The organism is Pseudothermotoga hypogea DSM 11164 = NBRC 106472, from assembly GCF_000816145.1.
Lineage (GTDB): Bacteria > Thermotogota > Thermotogae > Thermotogales > DSM-5069 > Pseudothermotoga_A > Pseudothermotoga_A hypogea.
This window is the reverse complement of sequence record NZ_CP007141.1, coordinates 1,306,238-1,329,529: the sequence shown is the minus strand read 5'-3', so window position 1 is coordinate 1,329,529 and position 23,292 is coordinate 1,306,238. Positions and strand designations below refer to the sequence as shown.

21 protein-coding genes are annotated in these 23,292 nt (G+C 48.8%); 14 read left to right on the top strand and 7 right to left on the bottom strand.

The window, feature by feature from the left end:
- Nucleotides 1-63: 63 nt before the first annotated feature.
- Nucleotides 64-1,797 (top strand): methyl-accepting chemotaxis protein, encoded by a 1,734-nt coding sequence (locus tag AJ81_RS06550; RefSeq protein WP_051368734.1) that lies wholly within the window; start codon nt 64-66, stop codon nt 1,795-1,797.
- Nucleotides 1,798-1,831: 34 nt separating this feature from the next.
- Here AJ81_RS06550 and AJ81_RS06545 read toward each other — a convergent pair whose 3' ends face one another.
- From AJ81_RS06545 to AJ81_RS06535, 3 genes are read right to left on the bottom strand one after another with little or no spacing between them, the layout of a single operon-like run.
- On the bottom strand, nt 1,832-3,352 hold the full coding sequence (locus AJ81_RS06545; RefSeq protein ID WP_031504533.1) for a sugar ABC transporter ATP-binding protein: 1,521 nt from the start codon (nt 3,350-3,352) through the stop codon (nt 1,832-1,834).
- Nucleotides 3,353-3,405: 53 nt separating this feature from the next.
- Nucleotides 3,406-4,380: a sugar-binding protein gene (locus tag AJ81_RS06540; RefSeq protein WP_031504535.1), complete on the bottom strand. Its 975-nt coding sequence runs from the start codon at nt 4,378-4,380 to the stop codon at nt 3,406-3,408.
- 34 nt (nt 4,381-4,414) lie between these two features.
- Entirely contained in the window at nt 4,415-5,377 is a 963-nt protein-coding gene (locus AJ81_RS06535; RefSeq protein ID WP_038059770.1) for an ABC transporter permease, read from the bottom strand.
- Between the two features lie 612 nt (nt 5,378-5,989).
- Between AJ81_RS06535 and AJ81_RS11020 the strand changes: the two genes are divergently transcribed.
- The 3 genes from AJ81_RS11020 to AJ81_RS11085 are packed head-to-tail and all read left to right on the top strand — an operon-like array spanning nt 5,990 to nt 6,561.
- Nucleotides 5,990-6,295, top strand: a complete 306-nt coding sequence (locus AJ81_RS11020; protein WP_231845456.1) for a family 4 glycosyl hydrolase — start codon at nt 5,990-5,992, stop codon at nt 6,293-6,295.
- Complete coding sequence (locus tag AJ81_RS11015; protein WP_231845455.1) at nt 6,295-6,441, top strand: hypothetical protein; 147 nt, start codon at nt 6,295-6,297, stop codon at nt 6,439-6,441. Before AJ81_RS11020 ends, AJ81_RS11015 begins: the two co-directional genes overlap by 1 nt.
- Nucleotides 6,442-6,444: 3 nt before the next feature.
- Nucleotides 6,445-6,561, top strand: coding sequence for a hypothetical protein (locus AJ81_RS11085; RefSeq protein ID WP_306452424.1), 117 nt, complete (start codon nt 6,445-6,447; stop codon nt 6,559-6,561).
- A 429-nt stretch (nt 6,562-6,990) separates the two neighbouring features.
- On the opposite strand, the gene AJ81_RS06525 is transcribed toward AJ81_RS11085, so the two are convergent.
- Complete coding sequence (locus AJ81_RS06525) at nt 6,991-7,902, bottom strand: hypothetical protein (protein ID WP_031504537.1); 912 nt, start codon at nt 7,900-7,902, stop codon at nt 6,991-6,993.
- A 34-nt stretch (nt 7,903-7,936) separates the two neighbouring features.
- Between AJ81_RS06525 and AJ81_RS06520 the strand changes: the two genes are divergently transcribed.
- Nucleotides 7,937-9,298, top strand: coding sequence for a serine hydrolase (locus tag AJ81_RS06520; RefSeq protein ID WP_031504539.1), 1,362 nt, complete (start codon nt 7,937-7,939; stop codon nt 9,296-9,298).
- Here AJ81_RS06520 and AJ81_RS06515 read toward each other — a convergent pair.
- The gene (locus AJ81_RS06515; RefSeq protein WP_031504541.1) at nt 9,284-10,393 is read right to left on the bottom strand and encodes a hypothetical protein; all 1,110 of its coding nucleotides are present in this window, start codon (nt 10,391-10,393) and stop codon (nt 9,284-9,286) included. The genes AJ81_RS06520 and AJ81_RS06515 overlap by 15 nt on opposite strands.
- Nucleotides 10,394-10,457: 64 nt before the next feature.
- Between AJ81_RS06515 and AJ81_RS06510 the strand changes: the two genes are divergently transcribed.
- Nucleotides 10,458-11,243 carry an SAM hydrolase/SAM-dependent halogenase family protein gene (locus tag AJ81_RS06510; protein WP_031504542.1) on the top strand — a complete coding sequence of 262 codons (786 nt, stop codon included), beginning with the start codon at nt 10,458-10,460 and terminating at the stop codon, nt 11,241-11,243.
- Nucleotides 11,240-13,873: a CBS domain-containing protein gene (locus tag AJ81_RS06505; RefSeq protein ID WP_031504543.1), complete on the top strand. Its 2,634-nt coding sequence runs from the start codon at nt 11,240-11,242 to the stop codon at nt 13,871-13,873. Before AJ81_RS06510 ends, AJ81_RS06505 begins: the two co-directional genes overlap by 4 nt.
- On the opposite strand, the gene kamE is transcribed toward AJ81_RS06505, so the two are convergent.
- Together kamE and kamD are read right to left on the bottom strand one after the other, a co-directional pair.
- Nucleotides 13,836-14,579 (bottom strand): lysine 5,6-aminomutase subunit beta, encoded by a 744-nt coding sequence (kamE, locus tag AJ81_RS06500; RefSeq protein WP_031504545.1) that lies wholly within the window; start codon nt 14,577-14,579, stop codon nt 13,836-13,838. The two genes, AJ81_RS06505 and kamE, sit on opposite strands and share 38 nt — an antisense overlap.
- Nucleotides 14,576-16,144 carry a lysine 5,6-aminomutase subunit alpha gene (gene kamD, locus AJ81_RS06495; RefSeq protein ID WP_031504546.1) on the bottom strand — a complete coding sequence of 523 codons (1,569 nt, stop codon included), beginning with the start codon at nt 16,142-16,144 and terminating at the stop codon, nt 14,576-14,578. Before kamD ends, kamE begins: the two co-directional genes overlap by 4 nt.
- Nucleotides 16,145-16,261: 117 nt before the next feature.
- Here kamD and AJ81_RS06490 point away from each other — a divergent pair, with 117 nt between their 5' ends.
- Genes AJ81_RS06490 through der form a run of 7 tightly spaced genes read left to right on the top strand, consistent with a single transcriptional unit; the run spans nt 16,262 to nt 23,289 of the window.
- On the top strand, nt 16,262-16,747 hold the full coding sequence (locus tag AJ81_RS06490) for a DUF6512 family protein (RefSeq protein WP_257008776.1): 486 nt from the start codon (nt 16,262-16,264) through the stop codon (nt 16,745-16,747).
- A gap of 48 nt (nt 16,748-16,795) precedes the next feature.
- Nucleotides 16,796-18,547, top strand: coding sequence for an aspartate--tRNA ligase (gene aspS / locus AJ81_RS06485; RefSeq protein WP_031504550.1), 1,752 nt, complete (start codon nt 16,796-16,798; stop codon nt 18,545-18,547).
- A complete protein-coding gene (locus AJ81_RS06480; protein ID WP_031504552.1) occupies nt 18,544-18,876 on the top strand; it encodes an STAS domain-containing protein in 333 nt (110 codons plus the stop codon). Before aspS ends, AJ81_RS06480 begins: the two co-directional genes overlap by 4 nt.
- 1 nt (nt 18,877) lies before the next feature.
- Nucleotides 18,878-19,552, top strand: a complete 675-nt coding sequence (gene cmk, locus AJ81_RS06475; RefSeq protein WP_031504553.1) for a (d)CMP kinase — start codon at nt 18,878-18,880, stop codon at nt 19,550-19,552.
- Nucleotides 19,533-20,363: a 4-hydroxy-3-methylbut-2-enyl diphosphate reductase gene (gene ispH, locus AJ81_RS06470; RefSeq protein ID WP_031504554.1), complete on the top strand. Its 831-nt coding sequence runs from the start codon at nt 19,533-19,535 to the stop codon at nt 20,361-20,363. The genes cmk and ispH overlap by 20 nt, the downstream gene beginning before the upstream one ends.
- 4 nt (nt 20,364-20,367) lie before the next feature.
- On the top strand, nt 20,368-21,978 hold the full coding sequence (locus tag AJ81_RS06465) for a 30S ribosomal protein S1 (RefSeq protein WP_031504557.1): 1,611 nt from the start codon (nt 20,368-20,370) through the stop codon (nt 21,976-21,978).
- A gap of 3 nt (nt 21,979-21,981) precedes the next feature.
- Nucleotides 21,982-23,289 carry a ribosome biogenesis GTPase Der gene (der, locus tag AJ81_RS06460; protein ID WP_031504559.1) on the top strand — a complete coding sequence of 436 codons (1,308 nt, stop codon included), beginning with the start codon at nt 21,982-21,984 and terminating at the stop codon, nt 23,287-23,289.
- Nucleotides 23,290-23,292 lie beyond the last annotated feature (3 nt).

Here is a 23,292-nt window from a genome sequence, read left to right as displayed (position 1 = left end):
TTTATTCAAAGTGACAACTTTCCCCATTCAACTTGGAAGCAAAACCTAAGGAGGTTGTGCAAAATGAGATTGTCTCTGAGGGTCTACGGCATAATACTCGTCGTCGCCGTTACGCTCATAGGTTTGGTCCCACTTTTCATGGCGACGAGCTTGCAAAACAAAAGGACCATCTCCAACGTCACTGATGAAATGTACACACAGCAGATCAACGGCGCACTCGAAGTTCTAAAAGAATACGTCAAAAGCGAGTACGGAACGCTCTCTTTGAAAGACGGTCAACTCGTGGACAAGGACGGTAAACCAATCAAAGACAGATTCGAAGTGGTTGACAAGATAAGCAAGCAGATGAACGTGGTCGCAACGATCTTTCAAGCCGAAGGCGACGACTTCAAAAAGGTTTCAACTTCCATCCGTAAAGACGACGGAACGAGAGCCGTTGGAACTTTCCTTGGAAAGGAAAGCGCAGCCTATAAACCAATAACGCAGAGACAAAGGTATGTGGGACCATCGAAGATCTTGGGCAAAGATTATTTCACAGCCTACGATCCCATCTTGGACGAGAGAGGCAACGTCATAGGAATACTGTTCGTGGGCGTGCCACAACAGAGGGTGAACGAGATCATTTCGGCTGGTAACAAGACGTTTTTGAGGAACGCGATCATCGTTGTTGTGATAGCCGTAGTCGCAGCGGTGGTGATAGGATATCTCTTCATTCAAATCGTGTTGATCAAACCGTTTGGCGCACTATCATCGTTCATCGTCAAGACCGCTCAAGGTGATCTAACACAAAAACTCGAGGCAAAGTTCAGAAGCAAGGAATTCTACGAACTATCACAGGCCCTCCAAAAGATGCAGCAGGATCTGAACGGTATGGTGACGGAGATATCCCAAAGTTCTGACAGAGTTGCATCCTCGAGTGAACAGTTGGCCTCGTCAGCTCAGCAGCTGAGCGTTTCTTCAGAAGAGCTTTCATCACAGATGGAAGAAGTCAACAAATCGGCACAGAACGCATCTGCTTCCATACAAGAAGTCACCAGTGGCATAGAAGAAGTAGCAGCGAGCGCACAGAACGTATCCAAGGCGGCACAACAGCTCACAGAAAGATCGAGCCAAATGAGCATGGCAGCCAAAGAAGGTGAAAGTGCCATAAAGAGCATCGTGGAGATGATAAAACAAGCCAAAGACAAAGTGGAACAGACAGCTTTGGTGGTAGGAGAACTGAGCGAGCAAGCGAAGAACATAGGTCAAATACTGCAGACGATAAATTCCATAGCAGAGCAGACGAACTTGTTGGCGTTGAACGCTGCGATAGAGGCAGCCAGAGCAGGAGAAGCAGGCAGAGGCTTTGCAGTGGTTGCGGATGAGATAAGAAAGCTTGCAGAGGAGAGCAAGAAAGCGACGAATCAGATAGGACAGATACTTGGACAGATAAGCCAAGGAGCGATGAGGGTAGATGGAGCTACGAAAGAGGTAGTGAACGTTGTTGAGGGTATAAGCAAGCAATCACAGATGGTGTCAGAGCAGTTCGGCAAGATAATGGGGCAGATAAACAGCATGTTGAGTCAGATAGAGAGTTTGGCAGCGAGTGCGCAGGAGCAGAGTGCGGCTGCAGAAGAGATGAGCAGTGCGATGGACACAGCTACCAAATCGATCACAACGATAGCGCAGCAGGTGGAAGAGATGACGCAGGCGTTGAGACAGCAGGCGAATGCTGCACAGAACGTGAGCAGTTTGTCTGAGGAATTGAGTTCGATAGCAGAAAGCTTGGTGGAACAGGTGAGAAAGTTCAAAATTTAACATCAAAGAGGGCTGACGACCGAGCCTGTTTTGTTTAATTCTTTATTATCTTTTTACCCGAGGCGTAGTACATCACTTCTTCTTGGGTAACTTTCTTTTCCCTGTTGTCGAGAACGGCGTTTATCTGACCTTCCCACATGACGATGATTCTATCGCTCAGGTTCAATATTTCCGGTAGTTCTGAGGAAATCAGTATCACTCCCTTTCCTCTCGCAGCGATCTCTCTTATCATCCTGTGTATTTCGGCTTTAGTTGCGACATCGATACCCCTGGTTGGTTCGTCGAAGATGATTATTTCCGGATCTGTTGCCAACCATTTCGAGAGAACGACCTTTTGCTGATTCCCTCCAGATAGATTCTCAACAATCTGGTTTACTGATGGGGTTTTCACGGAGAACTTTTGGACTAAGGATTCTGAAACTTGAATCTGCTTGGCTTCGTTGAGAATGAATCTAAATCTGCTTATTTTTTCAAGAACAGGTAGGCAAATGTTGTCTTTAACAGTCATTCGGAGGATCAAACCTTGCAACTTTCTATCTTCTGGTATCAAAGCTATGCCTTGTTCAATAGCATCCTTGGGAGAATTTATCTCGACCCTTTCTCCATTTATGTATATTTCCCCTGAATCCTTTTTGTTTATGCCGAACAGAAGGTATGCAGTCTCAGTTCTTCCGGCTCCTATCAATCCGGCAAAACCGATCACTTCGCCTCTTCTGAGATAAAAGGAGACATTTCTCACCTTGTTTTTCCACGACAGGTTCCTGACTTCGAGTAGGATCTCCTTTGGGTTCGTTTCCAAATGCGGAAAGTATTCGATGTTCCTACCGACCATCAGTTGTATTATACTATCTTCGTTGAACTCGTCCTTGAACAATGTTCCAACCCTTTTTCCATCCCTCATGACGATGATCCTGTCGCTGATTTCCATCACCTCGTTGATCTTATGAGAAACAAACACGACGGATATGCCTCGATCTTTGAGCATTTTAATGATCTCGAATAGTTTTTTCGTTTCTTCCAGCGTCAGAGATGAAGTTGGCTCATCCATGAAAATTACCTTCGGTGAACGCGTCAGAGCTTTGCAGATTTCGACCAACTGTCTTTGCGCCGTACTCAGGTCTCGGACTAACATCCGTGAAGAAAAGCGTGCACCTATCATCTCGAGGAGTTCTTGAGACCTGTCGTACATACTTTGGTCGTTCACAACACTTGTCAAGCTGTAGCTCTTTCCTTTTATCATCTCATGTGCCAAGAACATATTCTCGGCGACTGTCATGTTGTCACAGAGGTTTAATTCTTGGTGAATGACGCTTATACCCTTTTTGAAAGCGTCTGCGGGACTGTGAAATTCTATTTTCTCGCCACTCAAGAAGATCTCTCCCGCATCTTTTTTGTATACGCCCGAGAGGACTTTTATGAGGGTTGACTTCCCAGCCCCGTTTTCACCTATGAGAGATAAAATTTCACCCTCTTGAACCTCAAAATCTACTCCGTCGAGCGCTATCACACCAGGAAACCTTTTCGTGACCTTCTTCGCCACAAGAAGTTCTTGCATACAACTATCAACTCTCCTCCATGTCAAAGAAGGGGGATGAACCCCCTTCTTTTTCAAAACCTTATTGGAATGCCCAATGTTTCCATTTCTTTCAGATACTCCGACAAATTCGCTGGGGTAACCACATCGACGCCCGTGTCGATCATGTAATCGGTTTTACCATCGACGGTGACCTTTGGTAGTAAGGCTAGAGTGTTTTGCACGCCTATCTTGTTCATTAAGAACAAGACCGTGACAGACAAGTAACCCATCATGTACGGTCTCTGACCGATCGTAGCTTGTATCACACCATCTTTTACGTAAGAAAGGATATCTGGTGTCGTGTCAAAGCACACGATCTTCACTTTGTCTTTCTTACCAGCGTTGGCCACGACCAAAGCTTGACTTGGACCGTTATATGCGTACACACCGAAAAACGCTGACAGATCTGGATGAGCGTTTAAAGCAGCTTCCGCGAGTGCAACGGCCCTCGCACCATCTTCTTCGTCGTTCAGTATGTCAATTATCTTTATATCAGTATCAGCGATTGCATCTTTGAAACCTTGAATCCTCTCGAGAGAGTTCATCGCAGTCAGAGAACCTGTCCCAATCATGACTTTCCCTTTTCCTCCAAGCAGTTCTTTCATCATGGTACCGGCGACGTACCCAGCATTGTAGTTGTTTGTACCGATGTAAACGTATCTCCCACTCCCGGGTGAATCCGTATCGAGTGTTATAACAGGTATACCGAGCTTTAAAGCTTTCTCAATGACGGGTATAACAGCGCTCGGATCTGAAGGAGCTATCGCTATACCGTTGAATTTTTGAGCAATGAAGGCCTCGAGCATCTGAAGTTGGGCGTTAACGTCTTCCTTCGAGGGAACGAAGAATCTGACGTTAATCCCCAGGGCTTTACCGGCTGCTTTGACGCCTTCCTCAACTTGCGACCAGTATGGGTGAACGGATTTGCCAATAACCCCTACTGTGAGAGCCAAAGAGATAACCCCTACCAAGGCTGTTAGTACAGCAACCAGAAAGAGCCTTCTCATAAAAACACCTCCCATTAGGATTGCGAGGGAATAGTCATCCCCCGCTTGATCTTTTCCTCAAAACGTCGAGCGTGACCGCAACGACTATTACTAAACCTATGACCACGTTGTGCCAATAGGTCGAAACGTTTAGCATGACGAGGGCGTTCCACAACAAGCTTATTACGCTTGCACCTATAACAGCTCCGATTATGGTTCCTTCACCGCCTCCCAAACTCGTTCCTCCGATCACCGAAGAAGCGATCGCAAATAGTTCGTAAGAAGTTCCAACACCTGGTTGACCTTGGGATAACCTCGAAGCCACTATAATCCCAACGAGTCCAGAGAGTAAAGCGCACACGGTGAACGCTATGAATCTGACTTTTTCTACGTTAACTCCGGAAAATCTCGCAGCGACTTGGTTGCCTCCCACGGCGCGTAAATGCTTACCATAAACGGTTTTTGTGAGAAAGAAATGAGAAACCACAGTAATAATCGCGAATATCCAAAAAGATATCGGCACACCCATCCAATTCTCTTGACCTATGGTCAAGAAACCTCTGGGTAAACCCACGATTGGCCAGCCTTTGGTTATCACAGCTGCAGCTCCTCTGGCGATCGTCAACGTGCCGAGCGTGACAATGAAGGCTGGCACTTTCAACTTTGTCACGGCAAGACCATGCCACATCCCAATGACATTGCAGATGAGTAAAACCAGTAGAATGCTCAACCAAATAGAGAGTTGCTGCTTCATAAACCAGGCAACCAAGACTCCACTGAGAGCAACCACAGAGCCGGCTGACAGATCTATTGAACCACCACCAGAGATGATCACGAACGTTTCTCCAATTGCTAAGAGACCAAAAATGGCAATCTGTCTTCCCAAGGATTGCAAATTGAAGGACGTCAAAAACCTCGGATTGACGATAGCTGTGAAGGTAAAAAGTGCAACAAACGCTACAAGTGGTCCAAGTTCTTTGGAAAATCTCAGTTTGAAAATATCATTTTGCTTGACCAAAATGCATCACTCCTCGATTTGTGCTTTTTATTTTTTTACAGAGCTGAGCAATTCCATCGAAGTACCTAAATTTTTCTCTACAAAAAAATTATGATTTTGATTAAAAAAAGTCAAGGATCTTGAAAAGTGATAATCAATTGTCTGACGTAAAAAGCGCTGATTAATCGGCAAAAATTCCCTTTTTCTCACGGAGGCTCGTTTTTTCTTTGGGAATGTGGGGTTTTTATGTTGTGAAATCACATCGGTAGAATAGGTTAAGAATTTGGGTAGAAATATTCCTGCTTGGAGTTAATTTAACCTGACGAGACAAACACACGATTTCTAAGGGGAACGAAGGAAGATGCGAAAAGATCAACAGATAACCTTGACGATCCAACAAAGATACAAAGTGGACGATAGAACGTCCTACGCACAATAGCTTGGATCGAGAATGGAAAGTTACGTTGTATCTCCCAATTCAACCCTTGAGTTCTATGTGGACGACGTTGTGATGATAGACAACGAAGATCGAGTCCAAGTGGAAAATATCGGGTTGGTACAAATTAAAGTATAGTGCGGCCAAATTTGGCAACCTAAGAGTTTTTGTGAAATAGTGAGCTTCAAAATCGACGGATGTCTTTGAAGATCACCTTCGTCGGCGCTGGAAGTGTGAGGTTCTCATTACGACTAGTGGGAGATGTAATCCAAACCGATGAGCCCTCAAAACCGACTGAGGTATGTTTGATGGGTATAAACGAAGAACGATTGAACGCTTCGTTCACCCTTGCGAGGAAGTACGCGTGGGAAATGGGATCAGATGTCAAGATCGAGAAAACCATGGATTCGAGCAGGATGATTGTTGGTTCGGGTTTCGTGATAAACACCGCATACCCGTATTCACCAAGGTACCACCCGGACGGTGTCGAGAGTGGGATGTAATGACGAAGATCAGAGAAAAACACGGATACTACAGGGACATAAACAGTCAAGAGCTCCACATGGTTTCAATCTATTCATACATTCTTGCCTTCTTATTCATCCTGGATGTAGCAGAGATGATGGAGGCATCCGCTCCAAACGCTTGACTTTTGCAAACCGCCAATCCTGTCTTTGAAATTACCCAACTCGTTCGCACTTCACCGAACGCAGAAGTCGTTGGTTTTTGCCATGGTTTCTCCGGTTTTACGGAGTCTTCAAAGTCTTGAACTTGGATTCAAGCGAAGTTGATTGGCAAGTTACCGGCGTCAACCACGGTATTTGGTTGACAGGTTCTTGTACAAAAGGGGATGGGATTCTTAGCAGCCCGTCAGGCTGCCTTCCACGGAGCGGTTGTTTACGCCCAAGTAGTTGTGGGGTAGGATACACCAGAACTTTTGGATTCCACTCATGCGGTCTGTGCCATGGAGTTAAGATAACTCGGTGTAAGACAGCCTGAGAGCTACCAAAAATCCCATTCTCACAACAAAGATCGCGTTGGTGTGGAGCAACAAACAATGGTTATTGAGCTTCCTAGGTTGAATCCAAAGAAAAAGATGTTCCAGGGCATCAGTTATGGATTCAAGAGCTTGGTCATTTCGATTTTCAAGGTGATTGTCTTGCAGGTGTTTTTCGCCTATCTGTGAGGGAGGAAGAATCTATCTGAACTTCTGCATCAACAGAGAAAGCAAGGTTCGGCAGAAGAGCACGCCAACCTTCACTTGTGTCAAATCCGTGGCCTTGAAGAGCTCATCAAAGTAGTGAGTGTTCAAAAGCTCGAAGGTGTACAGATCTTTCTTTCCATCACCTATGTCTTGTTGAGTTGTTAAAGAATCTGCATCGACGAGTATCTGACCTAAGCCCACCGAAATTGCTCGAACTGTGCCGTCTTTGATCTCACATCTGAAAGCTCCAGGAAAGAACTTCGATTCGACGTAGCAGATCGCCAAGACGAGCTCGGTTGGAACCAACGAGAGGTCGACTTCGTCTGTGAAAAAGGTGGAATATCCTTCTGATGTCTTTTTCAACGTCAGTTTCGAGGATGCTTCACAAGCGTTCACCAAGAACTGTGCATAGAGGCTCAGATCTTCTTCACTCACACCGATGGAATACTTCTCACACCAGCTGTAGAAGAATCCTTTGATCTTCCAATCGTTCAACAGAAGCGCGTGAACCCTCTGCACCAAGTCTTGATCGATCTGGTCCACTTGTGGATCCCACTCGTTTTTGGCAGGAGGTTCATCGAACGCGTCGATGATCGTTGCAGAAGCTGTTTCATCGATGGGAAGATTTTCCTTCAAGATGTTGAGGATCCTTTGATCGTAAATTTCCGCAGCCTTGGTTTGGAAGAATTTCGGTAGATTTCCTGTCCTGAAATACTCGTAGTAAGCGAGCACTTCATCGTCGTAGCTCGTACGCTCGGCGATCTGCAAGAGTTCTTCTTCACTCAGATTGTAGCCGAACCTGTACGCAAGTACGACGATGCGAAGGTTCTCGTCGCTCGATGGTTCGTTCAACACAATACAGGAAGAGAGAAACACCAACAACACAACGATCAGAACGAATCTCATACCATTTATAATAGCATTCAAGGGGGTGTCCGATGTGGATTTCACCAAGCTTGAAGATTTCATCTTAGAGAAGATGAGACAGACCAAGATGCCTGCTCTGAGCATCGCGTTGATCAGCGATGGAGAGATCGTCTACAAGAGGGGTTTCGGCTTCAGAGTTTTAGAAAGCTATGCGCCCGCCGATGAAAACACCATCTACGGTGTCGGATCCATAACGAAGAGCTTCACTGCGTTGGCAATCGTCAAACTTGCAGAGGAAGGAAAGATCGATCTTGAAAGACCCGTTGAAGATTACTTACCGTTGAGACTCAGAGCATTCGGTGAACCAATACGTGTGAAACATCTGCTCTATCACGCTTCGGGTATTCCGTCGCTGGGTTATGCGGAGGCTTTCATAGATGGGATGTTCAACCTCGGAGAAGGTTGGCTTCCCGTGAAGGATCCTGAAGATGTGTTGATGTTCGCGAGGGACGCAGAATCTTGGGCGTTCACAAAGCCTGACGAAAGGTTCTTCTACTCGAACAGCGGTTACGTGATGCTGGGAAGGATCGTTTCGAAGGTCACAGACATGAAGTACGAAGACTACGTAAAAAAGTACATTCTCGAACCCTTAAAGATGACGAGGTCTCACTTCTACAGAGAAGAGGTCGAAAAGGATCCCAACGTCGCGGCAGGTTATGTACTCGATCCACAGAGCCACACACACGTGAGGAAGCCGTTCCCCTACGGTATCAGCTCGGATGGGGGACTGTTGAGCAACGTGCTGGACCTCAGTAAGTACTTGCTTTTCTACATCAACAAAGGTGAGTTGGAAGGAGCGCGCATCGTTTCCAAAGAATCGATCGAATCCATGGAGGAAGGCCGTATCCCTGTGCCTTGGGAGAGCTTCGGCGATGAGAAGTACGGTTTTGGTTGGATCATCCATCCGAACTTTCTGGGTGAAAAACTCGTCGAACACAGTGGCTCGGTCTTGATCTACACAGGTTTTGTTGGTTACATACCAGCCAAGAAGATCGGCGTTGCGGTGCTGTCGAACTGTGCGGGCTATCCTCTATCGAACATCGGCATGTACGCGCTCGCGCTGATGCTCAAGAAGGACCCCGACGAAGAGTTCGACTTCGTCAAGTTCGACAAGATCTTGCACAAGTTGGTCGGCAGATACGAAGGTTATAAAAAGAGTGTGGCCTTCGATGTCAAAAGGAATGGAGATTTCTTGCTCATGGAGATGGTGAGCAGGAACTTGAAGTTGAGCTCGGTCCTCGTTCCCGAAAAGGTAGAGAAAGAATATGTCAAGTGTTTCACGCTCCAGAACTTCAGAAAGATGGACGTCGAGTTCTTCATCGAACCGAACAGGGTCACGATGATCTACGAGAGGTACAAGCTAATCAAGTCCTGAAACGTTCATCAGAACTGATTCAATTTCGAGCGAGAGCACAAAAACATCCTTGCCTGTGATCGGGTTGTCCGATTCGCCGTGGATCAAGATCTGACCGGCCCAGAGCACGACACCTCTGACCGTTTGATCGTTGGACAGAGGGACAATGTTTTTGTTGTGCAAGCTTCCATCTCTGTTGATTGCGAGCATCACAGGATCGAAACGTGTTTCTCGGTTCCACACCACACCGTACACGATGATCCAATCTTCGATCGCGAGCAATCCAGATGGAGAAAAGTCTGAACCGAGATCGAGAAGATGCTCTTTGATGAGCTTTCCACCGAGCGACATTTCGAGCAACAGACCAGACCTGTACGGGGTGTGAGAATTCGTCCAACCCAAGACGAAGATTCTATCGTTGAATTCGAGCGCATCGATCGCTTTGTCCCAATCTGTACCACCGAAGCTCGTTTCGAAGATCTTTCTTCCGTTCTCGTCGTACAGAACGATCAACATATCGGCCTTGCCCTTGGTCTTGCTCTCGGTTGAACCCACACACAAAAGCTGTGAGTCAACGCGCTTCACGCGGTGAAACCAATCGTCCGACAGACCTCCCGTGGTCCTGCTCCAAACGACTTCAAAGTTCCAATCCAATTTCAACAAAAACGCATCGAACCAACCTTTCTTGAGCGTGTTGTAACCACCAGCGAGGTAAATGCCTTCTTTGTCGAGAACGAGCGCTTCGGCCCACGTCTCGGCACCGGGAAAGTTCAGAAGCTTCTGTTTCAAAACATTTCCATCAAGATCAATCAGACAGACGTAGACCGATCTTTGGTTTGGTCGGATCGAGGAATGACCCACCAAGATCAACTCATCATCGAACAGGGCGACATCGTTGATCCTGTCGGGCCTCACATGCGCCAATCTCACGATTCTCGAAGGTTCGAAGGTCTCACTGAGAAATATTAGCAAGATCTCTTTGCCATCGTCTTCCTGTGCGATGAGCAAAGGACCTCCATCGATCATAAACAAACCGATGGAGCGCTCTTGATTGACAAGCGGTATCGACGATCCGACGAGAACGGCTGGCAAGAGCAGAAGAACCACGGTGCGCAAGTGTATCCCTCCGATGTCCTGCGATGATATGATAGCATTTAGCGTGTGGAGGTGATCTTGCGACATGATTGGTTTTCTGACAGATTGGTCCGTGAGAAGTCATTACGTGGGCGTGGCGAAGGCTGTGATGAAACGCATAAACCCTTCGGCAGAGATCATAGATATAACGCACGAGATAGAACCTTTCAACGTGAGGATGGCTTCGCACATCCTTCTGAGGGCATCGAAAGATTTCCCAGAAGGTTCCATCTTCGTCGCAGTGGTCGACTACGGTGTCGGAACGAGCAGGAAGGCCATATGCATGAGGACCAAGAACGAACAGTACTACGTGGGCCCAGACAACGGTATATTCACGCACGTCGCGCTCGAATACGGTGTGAAACAGATCAGAGAACTGAACAACAAGAAATACCACTACGCTTCTTCCTACACCTTCCACGGCAGAGATATTTTCGCACCCGTGGCGGCACACTTGTCGAAAGGCGTGCCGTTCGAAGATTTGGGTGACGTGCTTCCCAACTTCGTAGTCCTGCCAACGAAACAGGCGCAGATACTCAACGAATCCGTCGTCGGGGAGGTCGCTTACTTCGACAGCTTTGGAAACATTCAGACGAACGTTCCGATCGAGCTGGTAGAAAGGCTCGATTGGCAGATGGACGATACGATTGTTATCAACGACAAATTCGAAGCGAGCTACGTTAGAGCTTTTGGCGATGTGGCGAAGGGTCAGTTGCTGATCCATCCAGACAGCTCTGGATTTCTCGAAATTGCTATCAATCAAGGTTCCGCTGCTGAAAATCTTGGATTGAAACAAGGTCAACAGATAACCCTGAGGAGGAAGAAATCTTGAAGCTCATCGTCGGGCACAGGAATCCAGATTTCGATTGTTTCGCTTCGTGCGTAGCGGCGCAAAAACTCTATCCGGACCACGTGGTGTTGATGAGTGGTGCTCCTCAGCAAAACTTATCGCAATTTTTGGGTATCTACGAAGAAAAGTACAACTACATCACGGAAAGCGATCTCACAGACGAAAACGTGGAATCCCTCATCGTGGTGGACACGGCCTCTTCTGACAGGCTCGGCCAGAAGGTTCAAAAGATCGTGGAAAAGGCGGCGAGGATCGTCATTTACGATCACCATCCCGAGATCAAGGAACAAACGATACGCGGAGAAAAGCAGATAGAGAACATCGGTGCAACGGTTACATTGCTCGTCGAGGAAATCATGAAGAGAAACATCGAGATCGATTCCATCGACGCCACGCTCTTCGCCATCGCGATATACGAAGACACTGGCAGTCTTCTTTACACCAGCACGACGCTGAGAGACCTCGAAGCAGTTAAGTTCTTGCTTCAGAAAGGTGCAAACCTCGCAGAAGTTGCAGAGTACATAAGGTACGATCTGAGCTTCGAGCAAAAGCAACTGCTCGAACAGTTGCTTTCAAACGTCGAAACCCACCAGATAGACGGTTTGACGGTGCACGTGGCGAGCGCAGAAACCGAAAAATTCATTGGTGGGCTCGGTGTCGTAGTGAGCAAGCTCTGGAGTCTGGAGAACGTGGAAACTCTTGTCTGCATCGTGAGAACGGGCAAGAAATCCCACGTGATAATGAGAACTTCCTCAAACGAAGTGGATCTGGGGGGCGTGGCGAATGAACTCGGTGGAGGCGGTCACAGGAAGGCTGCGAGCTTCACGGTGAACGAATCTGATATTTCTTCGATCAAGAAGATCGTTCTCGAAACGTTGAAGCGCTATGTCAACAGGGGCGTTCTTGCGAAAGATATCATGTCTTCACCTGTGCGCGTGGTCTATTCGGACATGACCATAGGTGAGGTCAACAAGATCATGGAAAGGACGGGCCACAACGGTCTGCCAGTCATCGAATGGAACAGACTGGTGGGGATCGTGACGAAGAAGGCCGTTGACAAAGCGATGAACCATGGCATGCAGAATCATCCCGTGAAGGCCATAATGTCGAGCAAGCTGATCGTCGTGGACACCAACACACCATTGAGCAGGGTGAGACAGATCATGGTGGAAAACGATATCGGTCGTATACCTGTGCTTGAAAACGGCATACTGGTGGGCATCATAACGAGAACCGATGTGATGAGATCGAGCTTTGCAGATGCTGTGAAGAAAGCCCCAAGGAAGGCCGTTTTCGAAGAGGACCAACAACAGTTCGTGAACGTCAGAGATTTGCTGATTTCGAGACTCCCGAAGAAGGTGTCCGATCTGCTGAGACTACTCGGACGCTTCGGAGACGAACTGAACCTTCCTGTTTACATCGTTGGGGGGTTCGTCAGAGACCTGCTCATGGGAAATCCAAACCTGGATTTGGACGTTGTCGTGGAACGCGACGGACTCTCCTTCGCAGAGCACGCCGCGAAGAGACTCGAAGCCACCCTTGTCAAACATGAAAAATTCCTCACCGCTTCGTTATTCTTGAAAGATGGCACCAGAATCGATGTGGCCACCGCACGAACCGAGTACTACGAGGCGCCAACGGAACTACCACAAGTGGAGGTCAGCACCATAAAGAAGGACCTCTACAGGCGAGACTTCACGATCAACGCGATGGCGATAAAGCTGAACCAGAAAGATTTCGGCCTGTTGCTCGACTTCTTCGGTGCCAAGAAGGACCTCGAGAACAAAGTGGTGAGATGTTTGCACACGCTCAGCTTCGTGGAAGATCCAACGAGAATTCTGAGGGCGGTCAGGTTCGAAACGCGTTTCAGCTTTCGCATAGAAGAGAGAACTTCTCAGCTCATGCTCGAGGCCGTAAGGCAGGGTTATCTCGAGAAGGTGAGCGGGCAGAGGTTGAGACAGGAGTTCGAAAAAATCCTGGAAGAGCCAAAGTGGCTCGCCGCACTCAAGAGACTGTCCGATTTTGAAGTGATCAAACGCATGTTCCCGGGTGTTTTCTACACAGTCACCATGGAGCAGAAACTCAGATCTTTGGCAGACTTTCTACCTTGGGCCGAGGAATTCTTCGGCAACGTTCAAAGATTTTACGCCGTGATGTTCGTCTTTTTGGAGTATCACGGCGATACGGCGATAGAAGAGATCAAGGCGAGGTACGGTCTGTCGAGCAAGTTCGTGGACGAACTGAAATTGCTGAAGAAAATGATCGTACCGCTGTCGAAGGTCATCTCGAACAAGCTGAACTTCTCAGACATCTACAAAATGACCAAGGGTATCTCACCCGAAGGTTTCTGCTACATCGCCGCTTATCTCGATCCGGAATCGCAGGAGTACCTCAAGCAGTTCTTGACCAAACTGAGAGAAACGAAGCTAAGGTATGTGGACGGTAGAATCATCGTGCAGAAATTCGCACTCAAACCATCCAGGCTGATCGGAGAACTGCTTGAAGAAGTTTACTGCGCGAAGCTCGATGGATCGATCGACGACGATCAAGAAATGCAGTTCGTCGAGAAGAAACTCAAAGACCTCGTCTCTTCAAAAGCTCCTGCACAATGAAGTTTGCCACTTCACTCGGTGTGGTCCCACTGCCGAAACCTGCATCGTACCCCAGTTCGAGTGCGAGCTCGTGTGTTATCCTTGGACCACCGACTATGACGAGCAGATTGTCCCTCAAATTCTCCGCATAGAGCAGTTCCATCAGTTCGGTGAGGTGCTGTATGTGAATGTTTCTCTGGGTTACCACCTGAGAAACGAGCACCACGTCCGCGCCCACTTCCCTGACCTTTCTGACCAGCTCTATGGGTGGAACCTGCGCACCGAGGTTGTACACCTTGAAGGCCTTGTACCTCTCCAGCCCGTAATCGCCGTGGAAACCTTTCATGTTTAGAATCGAATCGAGCCCCACAGTGTGTGCATCAGTGCCGATCGTCGCACCCACGACCACGATGGGGCGTCTAAACTTCTGCAGGACCAGCTCGTCGATTTTCTCTCTCGGAAGTCTCTGAATTTTGGGTGCAATTACCTTTATCGATGAAATATCCACCGCCATGTCCGTTTTTCCATATACAACAAAAAACGTGTAACCCTCATGCAGATCTTCCATTGTGGCTATCGTGACCTCGTAAAAACCAAGCTTTTCGCAGAACTTTTTCGCTGCTTCCCTCGCCAGAGGCCCGAACTCAATGGGTAACGTGAAGGAAAGCTGTACCGCTCCATCGTTCAACTGGTCACCGTACGGTTTGACGAGCTTCTGCTGGCTCATCCTTTCACCCCCAGCTCTTGTTCAAGCGCGTCTCGAATTGGGTTCTCGTAAGCTTCACCTTTCTTGAACACACCCTCCAGCCCCTTACCGGCTTCCCTGCTCCTTCTTATGTCGGCGAAGATTCCTTGCTCTATCGCACTGAACAATCCCACATCGCTTATGTGCTCGAGTAGTTCCACCGCCTTTTTCAGCACCTCGTTCGCCCTCTTCTCGATGAATCCACCGGGTTTGAAGAGTATCTCGTCACCCAGGTGCCTCGCGGCTGAAAAGACGTAGTTGGCGTTGACGAGCGCGAGGTATCTGTCGTGCATGTAGGGTGTGTGTATCGCTTCTGTCAGAATTCCCAGAAGCTGAATCGATTGACCCGTCATCGAAGAGACAAGATTGAAGAGTGTGTTCATCGCGTACCCTTTGAATATGTTGCCCGTCATGTATCTGGTGGGAGGCATGTACTTGACTGGACAATCTGGAAAGAGCTCACGCGAGAGCATGGCATGCGCAATCTCGTACAGGAGCGAGTCTTCGATGTCGGGATTTATCTCGAAAGCGTGTCCAAGGCCCATCAAGTGTGGCTTCAGACCCGCCTTGATCGCGAACTGTTCGTTGATGAGCTGTGAAGCGGTCACCGTGTGGGCCTTCTCTATGGCGTCCGCAGTCGTCAGGTAGTTGTCCTCGCCGGTGTTTATAGTGATGTTCGCGTAAGCGCAGACCAGCCTGGAGATGTACTGATCAGTGAAGGTCCTGAGCATGTTGATGTCTCTGAACAGGATTCCGTACATGGCATCGTTCAAAAGTATGTCGAGCCCCTCGAGTGCCGCCATGACAGCGATCTCGGGCATGCAGAGACCTGACGCGTAGTTCACCTGTCTTATGTAACGTCCAACCTTTCTCGCCGCATCGTCAAGGGCTTGTCTCATGATCCTGAAGTTCTCCTGTGTCGCGTAGGTTCCTCCGTAACCTTCTGTGGTCGCCCCGTAAGGCACATAGTCGAGCAGACTCTGCGCCGTGGAACGTATCACGGCGATGATGTCTGCGCCCTGAAAGACGGCTGCGCGTGCCTGGACAACGTCCTCGTAGATGTTTCCAGTTGCCACAATGAGGTACTTGTAAGGCTTTGGAGGATCACCGAGCTCTCGAAGCAATGCGTCTCTCTCTTCACTCTTTCGCTTTATCCGCATCAGAGCCTTCTCGACCAGCTCTTGTGAGAACACCTCGTAGATATGCCGCTTCGGCTGTGGTAATGTGCGCAGGTCCAAACCGTCCGCTATCGCCTCACAAACCTGCTGAACATCTTTGTCCAAGACGATCGCAGCGCTCACGACAGGCTTGAACGCACCTTGATCCAGCATGTTCCATTCTTTGAGCTTGTCCAACACGACGTTCACCAGAGGCACTTGGTCTTCACCAACGACGCCGTCCACACCCAGAAGTCTCAATGTTGCACGCTCGGTGGAGACGGTTGAGTGTTCGTCGATGATCATTTGAACGTCGTCGGTGATCTTCTTCGCAAGAGATCTGGCATACTGAACAAGCTTTGAATCCAGTTCGATCGTCGGTCTACCCACCCAACCACCTCCGGTATTATCGTATCATATCTGTTTCGTGAAGGTGAATTAGTGAAACATCGATGCAAAAATGGTAGAATCTTTGCTGGGTGATCGCCAACGAGACTTTTTCTCAAGATTCTCATCTACATGGTTCTCTTCTCTGTTCTCCACTTTGGTCACGAACTCACAGGTTGGGATTTTCTCAAAATCTTCTGTGGTACGGACGAATCCGTCTTCGAGCACATCAAGATGGGATTCTGGGCTTACCTCTTTACGAGCGCCATCGAGTTCTTTGTGTTCAAGAAGAAACAGAATTTTTGGTCATCGAGGTTGTTCTCAACTTCACTCGTACCATGGTTCATAGTAGTGGTGTGGTATATGGTGCCGGCGATTTTCGGAAAAATCGAGGCCGTTTGGATTGAACTCATCTGGGCCTTTGCAATCGTCATCATCTCTGGTCTCTTCGCTACGGTGGTAGAGAGACAGGTCGAGACTTTGAAGATTTCAAAAGGTTTCAAGACAGTGATGGTTGTTCTCGTTGCCGTTTCGATCATCTTTTTCGTGCGCTTTTCCTTCGCAAAACCGTGGATCGACGTTTTCGTTGACCCGTACACGTTGTAAAACTTTGCGGTATTATTTTCTAAAAGGGAGAACACAGGAGGTTGATGTATGCTGCGGACACACACTTGCGGAGAACTCAGACTCAGCGATGTGAACAAGAAGGTCGTGCTGGCGGGTTGGATCGACAGAATCAGAGACCTCGGTGGCGTGAAGTTCGTCATGCTCAGAGACAGGTACGGTCAGACACAGATCGTGCTGTCGAAGGATTTCGATCTGGACCTGAAGCGCGAAGCGGTGGTTCGTGTGGAGGGTGTGGTCAGAGAAAGACCAAAGGATACCGTCAACAGAGAACTCCCAACGGGTGAGATCGAAGTGCTCGCCGAACGCGTTGAGGTCCTCTCTTCACCACAGAGAGAGCTTCCTTTCTATCCTGGAGAACCGAACCTGCCGAGTGAAGACGTCAGGCTCAAGTACCGTTACATCGATCTGAGAAGGAAAGAGATGACGGACAGGATCATAACGCGTCACAGGGTGGCCCAGGCCGTGAGGCAGTATCTGAGTTCTTTAGGATTCATAGAGGTGGAAACACCTTTTTTGACCAAGAGCACTCCTGAAGGTGCGAGAGACTTCCTGGTACCATCCAGACTCAAACCCGGAACTTTTTACGCACTCCCTCAGTCTCCACAGCTGTTCAAACAACTCCTCATGGTTGGAGGCCTGGACAGATACTTCCAGATCGTTCGTTGTTTCAGGGACGAAGATCTGAGGGCGGACAGACAACCGGAATTCACGCAGATAGACATTGAGATGTCCTTCGTCACGAGAGAAGACGTTCTGGAAACGGTTGAGGGCATGGTCAGATACGTCTTCAAGCAGGTCCTCGATATAGATCTAGCTGAGAAGTTCGACAGACTGAGTTATCAATACTGTTTGGACACTTACGGTTCGGACAAGCCGGACAGAAGGATCGGCATGGAGTTCGTCAACCTGACCGAACATTTCAAAAACAGCGATTACAACGTGGTGAAGAACATCGTAGAGAACGGTGGGGTTGTGAAGGGCTTCGTTGTCAAGAACTTCGCTTCCAAGATGAGTAGGAAAGTCGCAGAAGAGTACGAAACGATCGTAAAGAAGAACGGACTCGGTGGTATACTGTGGTTCGCGCTCGAGAATGAGATGAAAGGCAGCGCACTGAAGCATTTGAAAAACATCTACGAAGAAATCTCCAGGGCGACTCGAATGAATCAAGGCGATGTGTGTTTGATGGTGGCGGGAAAACCGACCGATGTGAATGCTGCCCTTGGTGAACTGAGGAAGACCATAGGTGATATGCATTTTGCCCATCTGAAGGTTGGCTTCGATGTGTTCTGGGTTTTAGACTTTCCCATGTTCGAGTACAGTGAAGAAGAGGGTCGGTATGTCGCGCAGCACCATCCCTTCACGATGCCCAACCTCGAAGATCTTGATCGATACAAAGACGAGGATCTGTCGAAGATAAGAGCACAATCTTACGATTTGGTCATCAACGGCTACGAAGTAGGCTCTGGAAGCATCAGGATACACAACAGAGATTTACAAAGAGAAGTGTTCAGGCTCATGCAGCTCTCTGAAGAGGAAATCAGGATCAAATTCGGCTTTCTCCTGGAGGCCTTTCAGTACGGTGCCCCACCGCACGGTGGTATCGCGCTCGGTCTGGACAGGTTAGTTGCTATAATCTGTAATGTCTCGTCGATAAGAGAAGTGATAGCATTTCCAAAGACTGCGAGCGGTGTGTGCCCACTGACGGGTGCACCGGACGTGGTGAGCGAACAACAATTGAGAGAGCTAAAAATAAAAATAACTGGAGGGAACGAAGTATGATCGATGTGAACATCAAGTTCGAGGAGCAGAACGACAGATTGCTTTGCAAGGTCAACGGAGACTTCGACGCGTATCATTCTGCGGAGATCAAGAAACAGATAAAGGACAGGATGGAGAGCTCCAAGATGTCGAAGATCGTCATTGACATGTCTGAAGTGCCATACATAGACAGCGCTGGCCTGGGTGCAATGGTGGCCATACTGAAGGACGCGAGGCACCTCGGTAAGGAAATAGTCTTGGCGAGCCTGAGGCAGAACGTGAAGAGGATCTTCGAGATGACGCGCTTGGACAAAGTTTTCAAAATCGTCGAAGTTCTGGAGGAGGCTTGAATTGAGCAACTTTCTCGTCGCCATAGATGGCCCCGCTGGCTCTGGAAAATCAACCATAGCAAAACTGCTCTCTGAGAGACTCGGTTTCAACCACCTCGACACGGGTGCCATGTACCGTGCAATCGGAGTTTACTTGGATTCGAAGGGGTTCACACCCGACAACGTTCCTGATGAAGAACTGGAAAAGATAGATATGCAATATGTAAACGGCGAACTGTATCTGAACGGTGAGAAGGTGCGTGAGGAAGTGATAAGATCAGCGAAAGCCGGCCAGCTCGCCTCAAGCTTCGCGGTCGTGCCGAAGGTCAGGGAAAAGTTGACCCAGCTACAGAGGAGAATCTGTGAAGGTGGAAACTTCGTCGTCGAAGGCAGAGACATCGGTACCGTCGTTCTGCCCCACGCTCAGGTTAAGATATTCCTCACCGCATCCTTCGATGAAAGGGTGAAGAGGAGAGCCGAGGAGCTCAAAAGCAAAGGTATCGAGCTCCCCTTGGAAGAGGTGGCGAGACAGATAGAGGAACGCGACAAGCGAGATTCCTCCAGAGACCTCGCTCCATTGAAACCCGCCCAAGACGCCATAGTCATAGATACAACAGCCAAGAGCGTCGAGCAAGTGCTTGAAGAGGTCATCGAGATCATCAACAGGAGGAAAACGGATGAAGCTGTGCGTTGCTGAGAACATCGGTTTCTGCTTCGGCGTGGAGAGAGCTTTGAAAACGGTGGAAGAATATCTCAAGAAAGAACGAAGTGTGTACAGTCTTGGTGAGCTCGTTCACAACAGAAATGTCGTCGAGAGATTGGAGGAGAAAGGACTCAAAGTCTTGCACGACAACGATCCGATCCCAGAAGATGCGAAAGATTCCGTGCTGGTCGTGAGGGCCCACGGTGTGCCACCGAGGATCTTGAAGGAACTGGAAAAGAATTTCAAACGAGTGATAGATGCGACCTGTCCGATCGTCCTTAAGTTGTTCGAAAGGGCGAAGGCTGCAAAAGAAGCTGGTTACACAGTGATCGTCTTTGGTGATGAGAACCACGACGAAATGAGGGCTTTGAAGGGACACGTCGAAGACGCGATCATTACTACACGTCCCCTGGCTCTGCGAGGGAGAATCTGTGTTCTGTCACAAACGACGATGTCGTTGGATGATTTCCTGAGCTTCGGTGCTGAAATTTTAAAGGCCTCCGAACCGACGGAGTTTCTTTTTTTGAACAGTGTGTGTGAGGTCACACACAGACGTGAGGTGGAAGTGAAGAAAATGGCTTTCGAGTGCGATCTCATTGTTGTCGTTGGGGGTAAGAACAGCTCCAACACTAAAAAACTCGCAAGAATCGCTTCGAAGACGACAAGAGTGTTGCACGTGCAGGATGCTTCGGAACTTGAAGGGTTCGATTTCAAACGTTTCAGGAAGATAGGTGTGACGGCCGGAACGTCCACGCCTCTGGAGGATGTCAATCTGGTCGTTAAGAAAATTCGCTTGGGAGGATGAGCGTATGGAAAAAGAAAACGCGAGCATGAAGGATTTTGAGAAATATCTGGACCTTGCCGGATTTGGGCCGGGTCAGGTTGTTGAAGCAACCGTAACTGGCGTCGACCCGGCTGAGGGTTTGTCGGTGGACTTCGGTGGAAAGCAGGAAGGCAGGATACAACCTTCGGAGCTTGTGAGGGAACCTTCGAGCTACAAGGTTGGTGAAAAGATCACGGCTCAGATATTGAAGATAAACGACGAAGAAGGTTACGCTATGCTCTCCGAACTGAGACCCCACAGGAGGATGGCTGAACGCAAGGTCAGGGAAGCGAAGGATTCCGGAACGCCCGTCAAAGGTTACTTCGTGCAGCAGGTCTCTGGTGGTTACATCGTCAAGCTCTTCAACGTGTTGGATGCCTTCCTTCCAGGTTCCGAGTCTCTGCTCAGAAGGGACGCGGAAATTCCACAGGGTGAACACGATTTTCTAATCATCGACTACACTGCGGGCAGGCGTGGCAGGATCGTCGTTTCGAGAAAAGCACTGGTTGAAAGGCAAATTCAGACCTTTTTTGAGTCGCACAAAGTCGGCGACGTCGTTGAAGCGAAGGTAGAGCGAGTGAGATCTTCTGGAGCCACACTGAAGATCGGGCCACTGACGGCTACGCTCCCGAGGGAAGAAGTTTCCCACGATCCTTCTGTTTCCATACACGACGCGCTGAAAGAGGGAGAAACCATCAAAGTGAAGATCGTAAAGCTCGATCCTGCACAGCGTCTGATCGAAGTCAGCCTGAAGGCGCTCGAACCCGATCCATGGCAAACCGCGGCCGAGAAGTACAGAGTTGGCACGATCGTGCGGGGAGTGGTGAAGAACATTGTCCCATTTGGCGTCTTTGTGAATCTTGAGCCAGGGCTGGATGGACTCATACACGTTTCGGAGATCTTCTGGAGCAGCAAGAAAGTCGATTTGAAAAAGTTCTTCAAGCCCGGTCAGATGGTCGAAGCCGAAGTGGTGGAGGTCGATCCAGAGAAACGCAGACTCGCGTTGAGTTACAAGAGGGCGCAGGGAGATCCCTGGGAGAACGTGATGGAACGCTACAAGGAGGGTGACATCGTCGAAGGCACCATCGTGAAGGTCCTTCCCACCGGTTTGATAGTCGAGATCGAAGACGGTGTAACGGGGCTCGTGCCAAAGTCGGAGCTCTCGTGGAACAAGGTGAGTGATCCGGGCAAGCTGTTCAGAGAAAGACAGAGTCTGAAGATGAAGATACTCTCCATAGATTCGCAGAACAGAAGGATGAGACTCAGCGTGAAGCAGACGACTCCAGATCCATGGGAAAAGGCCGCCGAGAGTCTGAAGGAGGGCAGCGTCGCACGGGCGATCGTGAAGGCAAAGCTCAATTCAGGTTACGTGCTCCAGTTGAAAGATTTCTCCGTGGAAGCGTTCATGCCATCCAGCCACGCACCCGAGGAGATGAAGGAAGGAGCAGAGATCGAAGTCCTCGTACTGAGGATAATACCCGAACGCAGAAAGATCCTCGTCAGTCAGAAAAAACTGGAAGAGATGAAAGACTACGAGGAATACAAGAAACAGATGGGAGGTTCTCAGAAAACGCTCGGCGATTTTCTGAAGAAGTGAACCATGGCAAAGGTGGTCATTGCGGGAAAGACAAACGTTGGTAAATCGACGCTCTTCAACAGGCTCATAGGCAGGAGGAAAGCGATCACTGAAAAAGAAGAGGGCGTCACCAGGGACACACTCAAAGGTATCGTGGTGCATGGTGACACCTTCTTCATGTTATTCGACACGTGCGGCGTGTACGAAAAGGCCGACGATGAGATGCTCCAATCCATGAAGCAACGTGCGTTGAAGGCTTTCGAAGAAGCCGATCTGATCCTTTTCGTCGTCAGTGCGAGGGAAGGGATCACGTCAGAAGACGAATACATCGCACAGGTGTTGAGAAAAATCGGAAAAAGAGTGATACTTGTGATCAACAAAGCGGAGAACATGAAGATCGTCGAAGAGAATCTGCCCGACATCTTCAGACTCGGCTTCGACGATTACGTGCTCGTCTCGGCGCAACACAATATCAACGTGGACCAATTGCTCGAAAAGATCGTCAACACTCTGAAGGAAATGAACGTACCGCTCGACCAACCCGCCAAGGATAGAGATTATCCTTCCATAGCCATAGTCGGTAAACCCAACGTGGGCAAATCATCATTGTTCAACGCCATTTTGAATGAAGACAGGGTCAACGTCACACCGATTCCAGGAACCACAAGAGATCCGGTGGATGAACTGGTAGAGATCGATGGCAAAAAGTACGTTTTCATCGACACGGCAGGTTTGAGACGCAAGAGCCGGATAGAAGAGAAGAGCTTGGAGTACTTCAGTGTGAAACGCGCCATAGACGCCATGGAATCAGCAGATGTAGTGGTTTTGCTCATAGACGCTGTGGAAGGCGTTTCTCGACAGGACAAGAGGATCGCCCGTCTCGTGTTGGATCGAGGTAAGGCTCTGGTGATCGATGTGAACAAGTTTGACCTGATCGACGTGAAAAAAAGCGAATACGAGCGTGCCGTCAGGGCGGAGATGCCGTTCGTGGATTTCTGCAGGATCGTGTTCACGAGCGTTGTGAAAAAACAGGGTTTGAAGTCTCTGCTGAGTGCCATAGACGAAGCATACGCATCCTACTGTAGGAAGGTCGAACAATCAAAACTGAACAAACTGCTCCTGCAGCTTCCAGTCCTCGTACCGAATCTATCGGACGTGAGGGTGTACGCGATCAGACAGGTGAAGATCAAGCCGCCGAAGTTCGTTTTCACCGTGAACAGAAAGGAAAGAATTAGACCAGAAGCGCAAAATATGTTGCAAAGACTCATCAGAGAACGCGTTGATCCCTTCACTGGCTCACCCATCTTTTTCGAGTTCAAACCAAGGGGGTGAAAT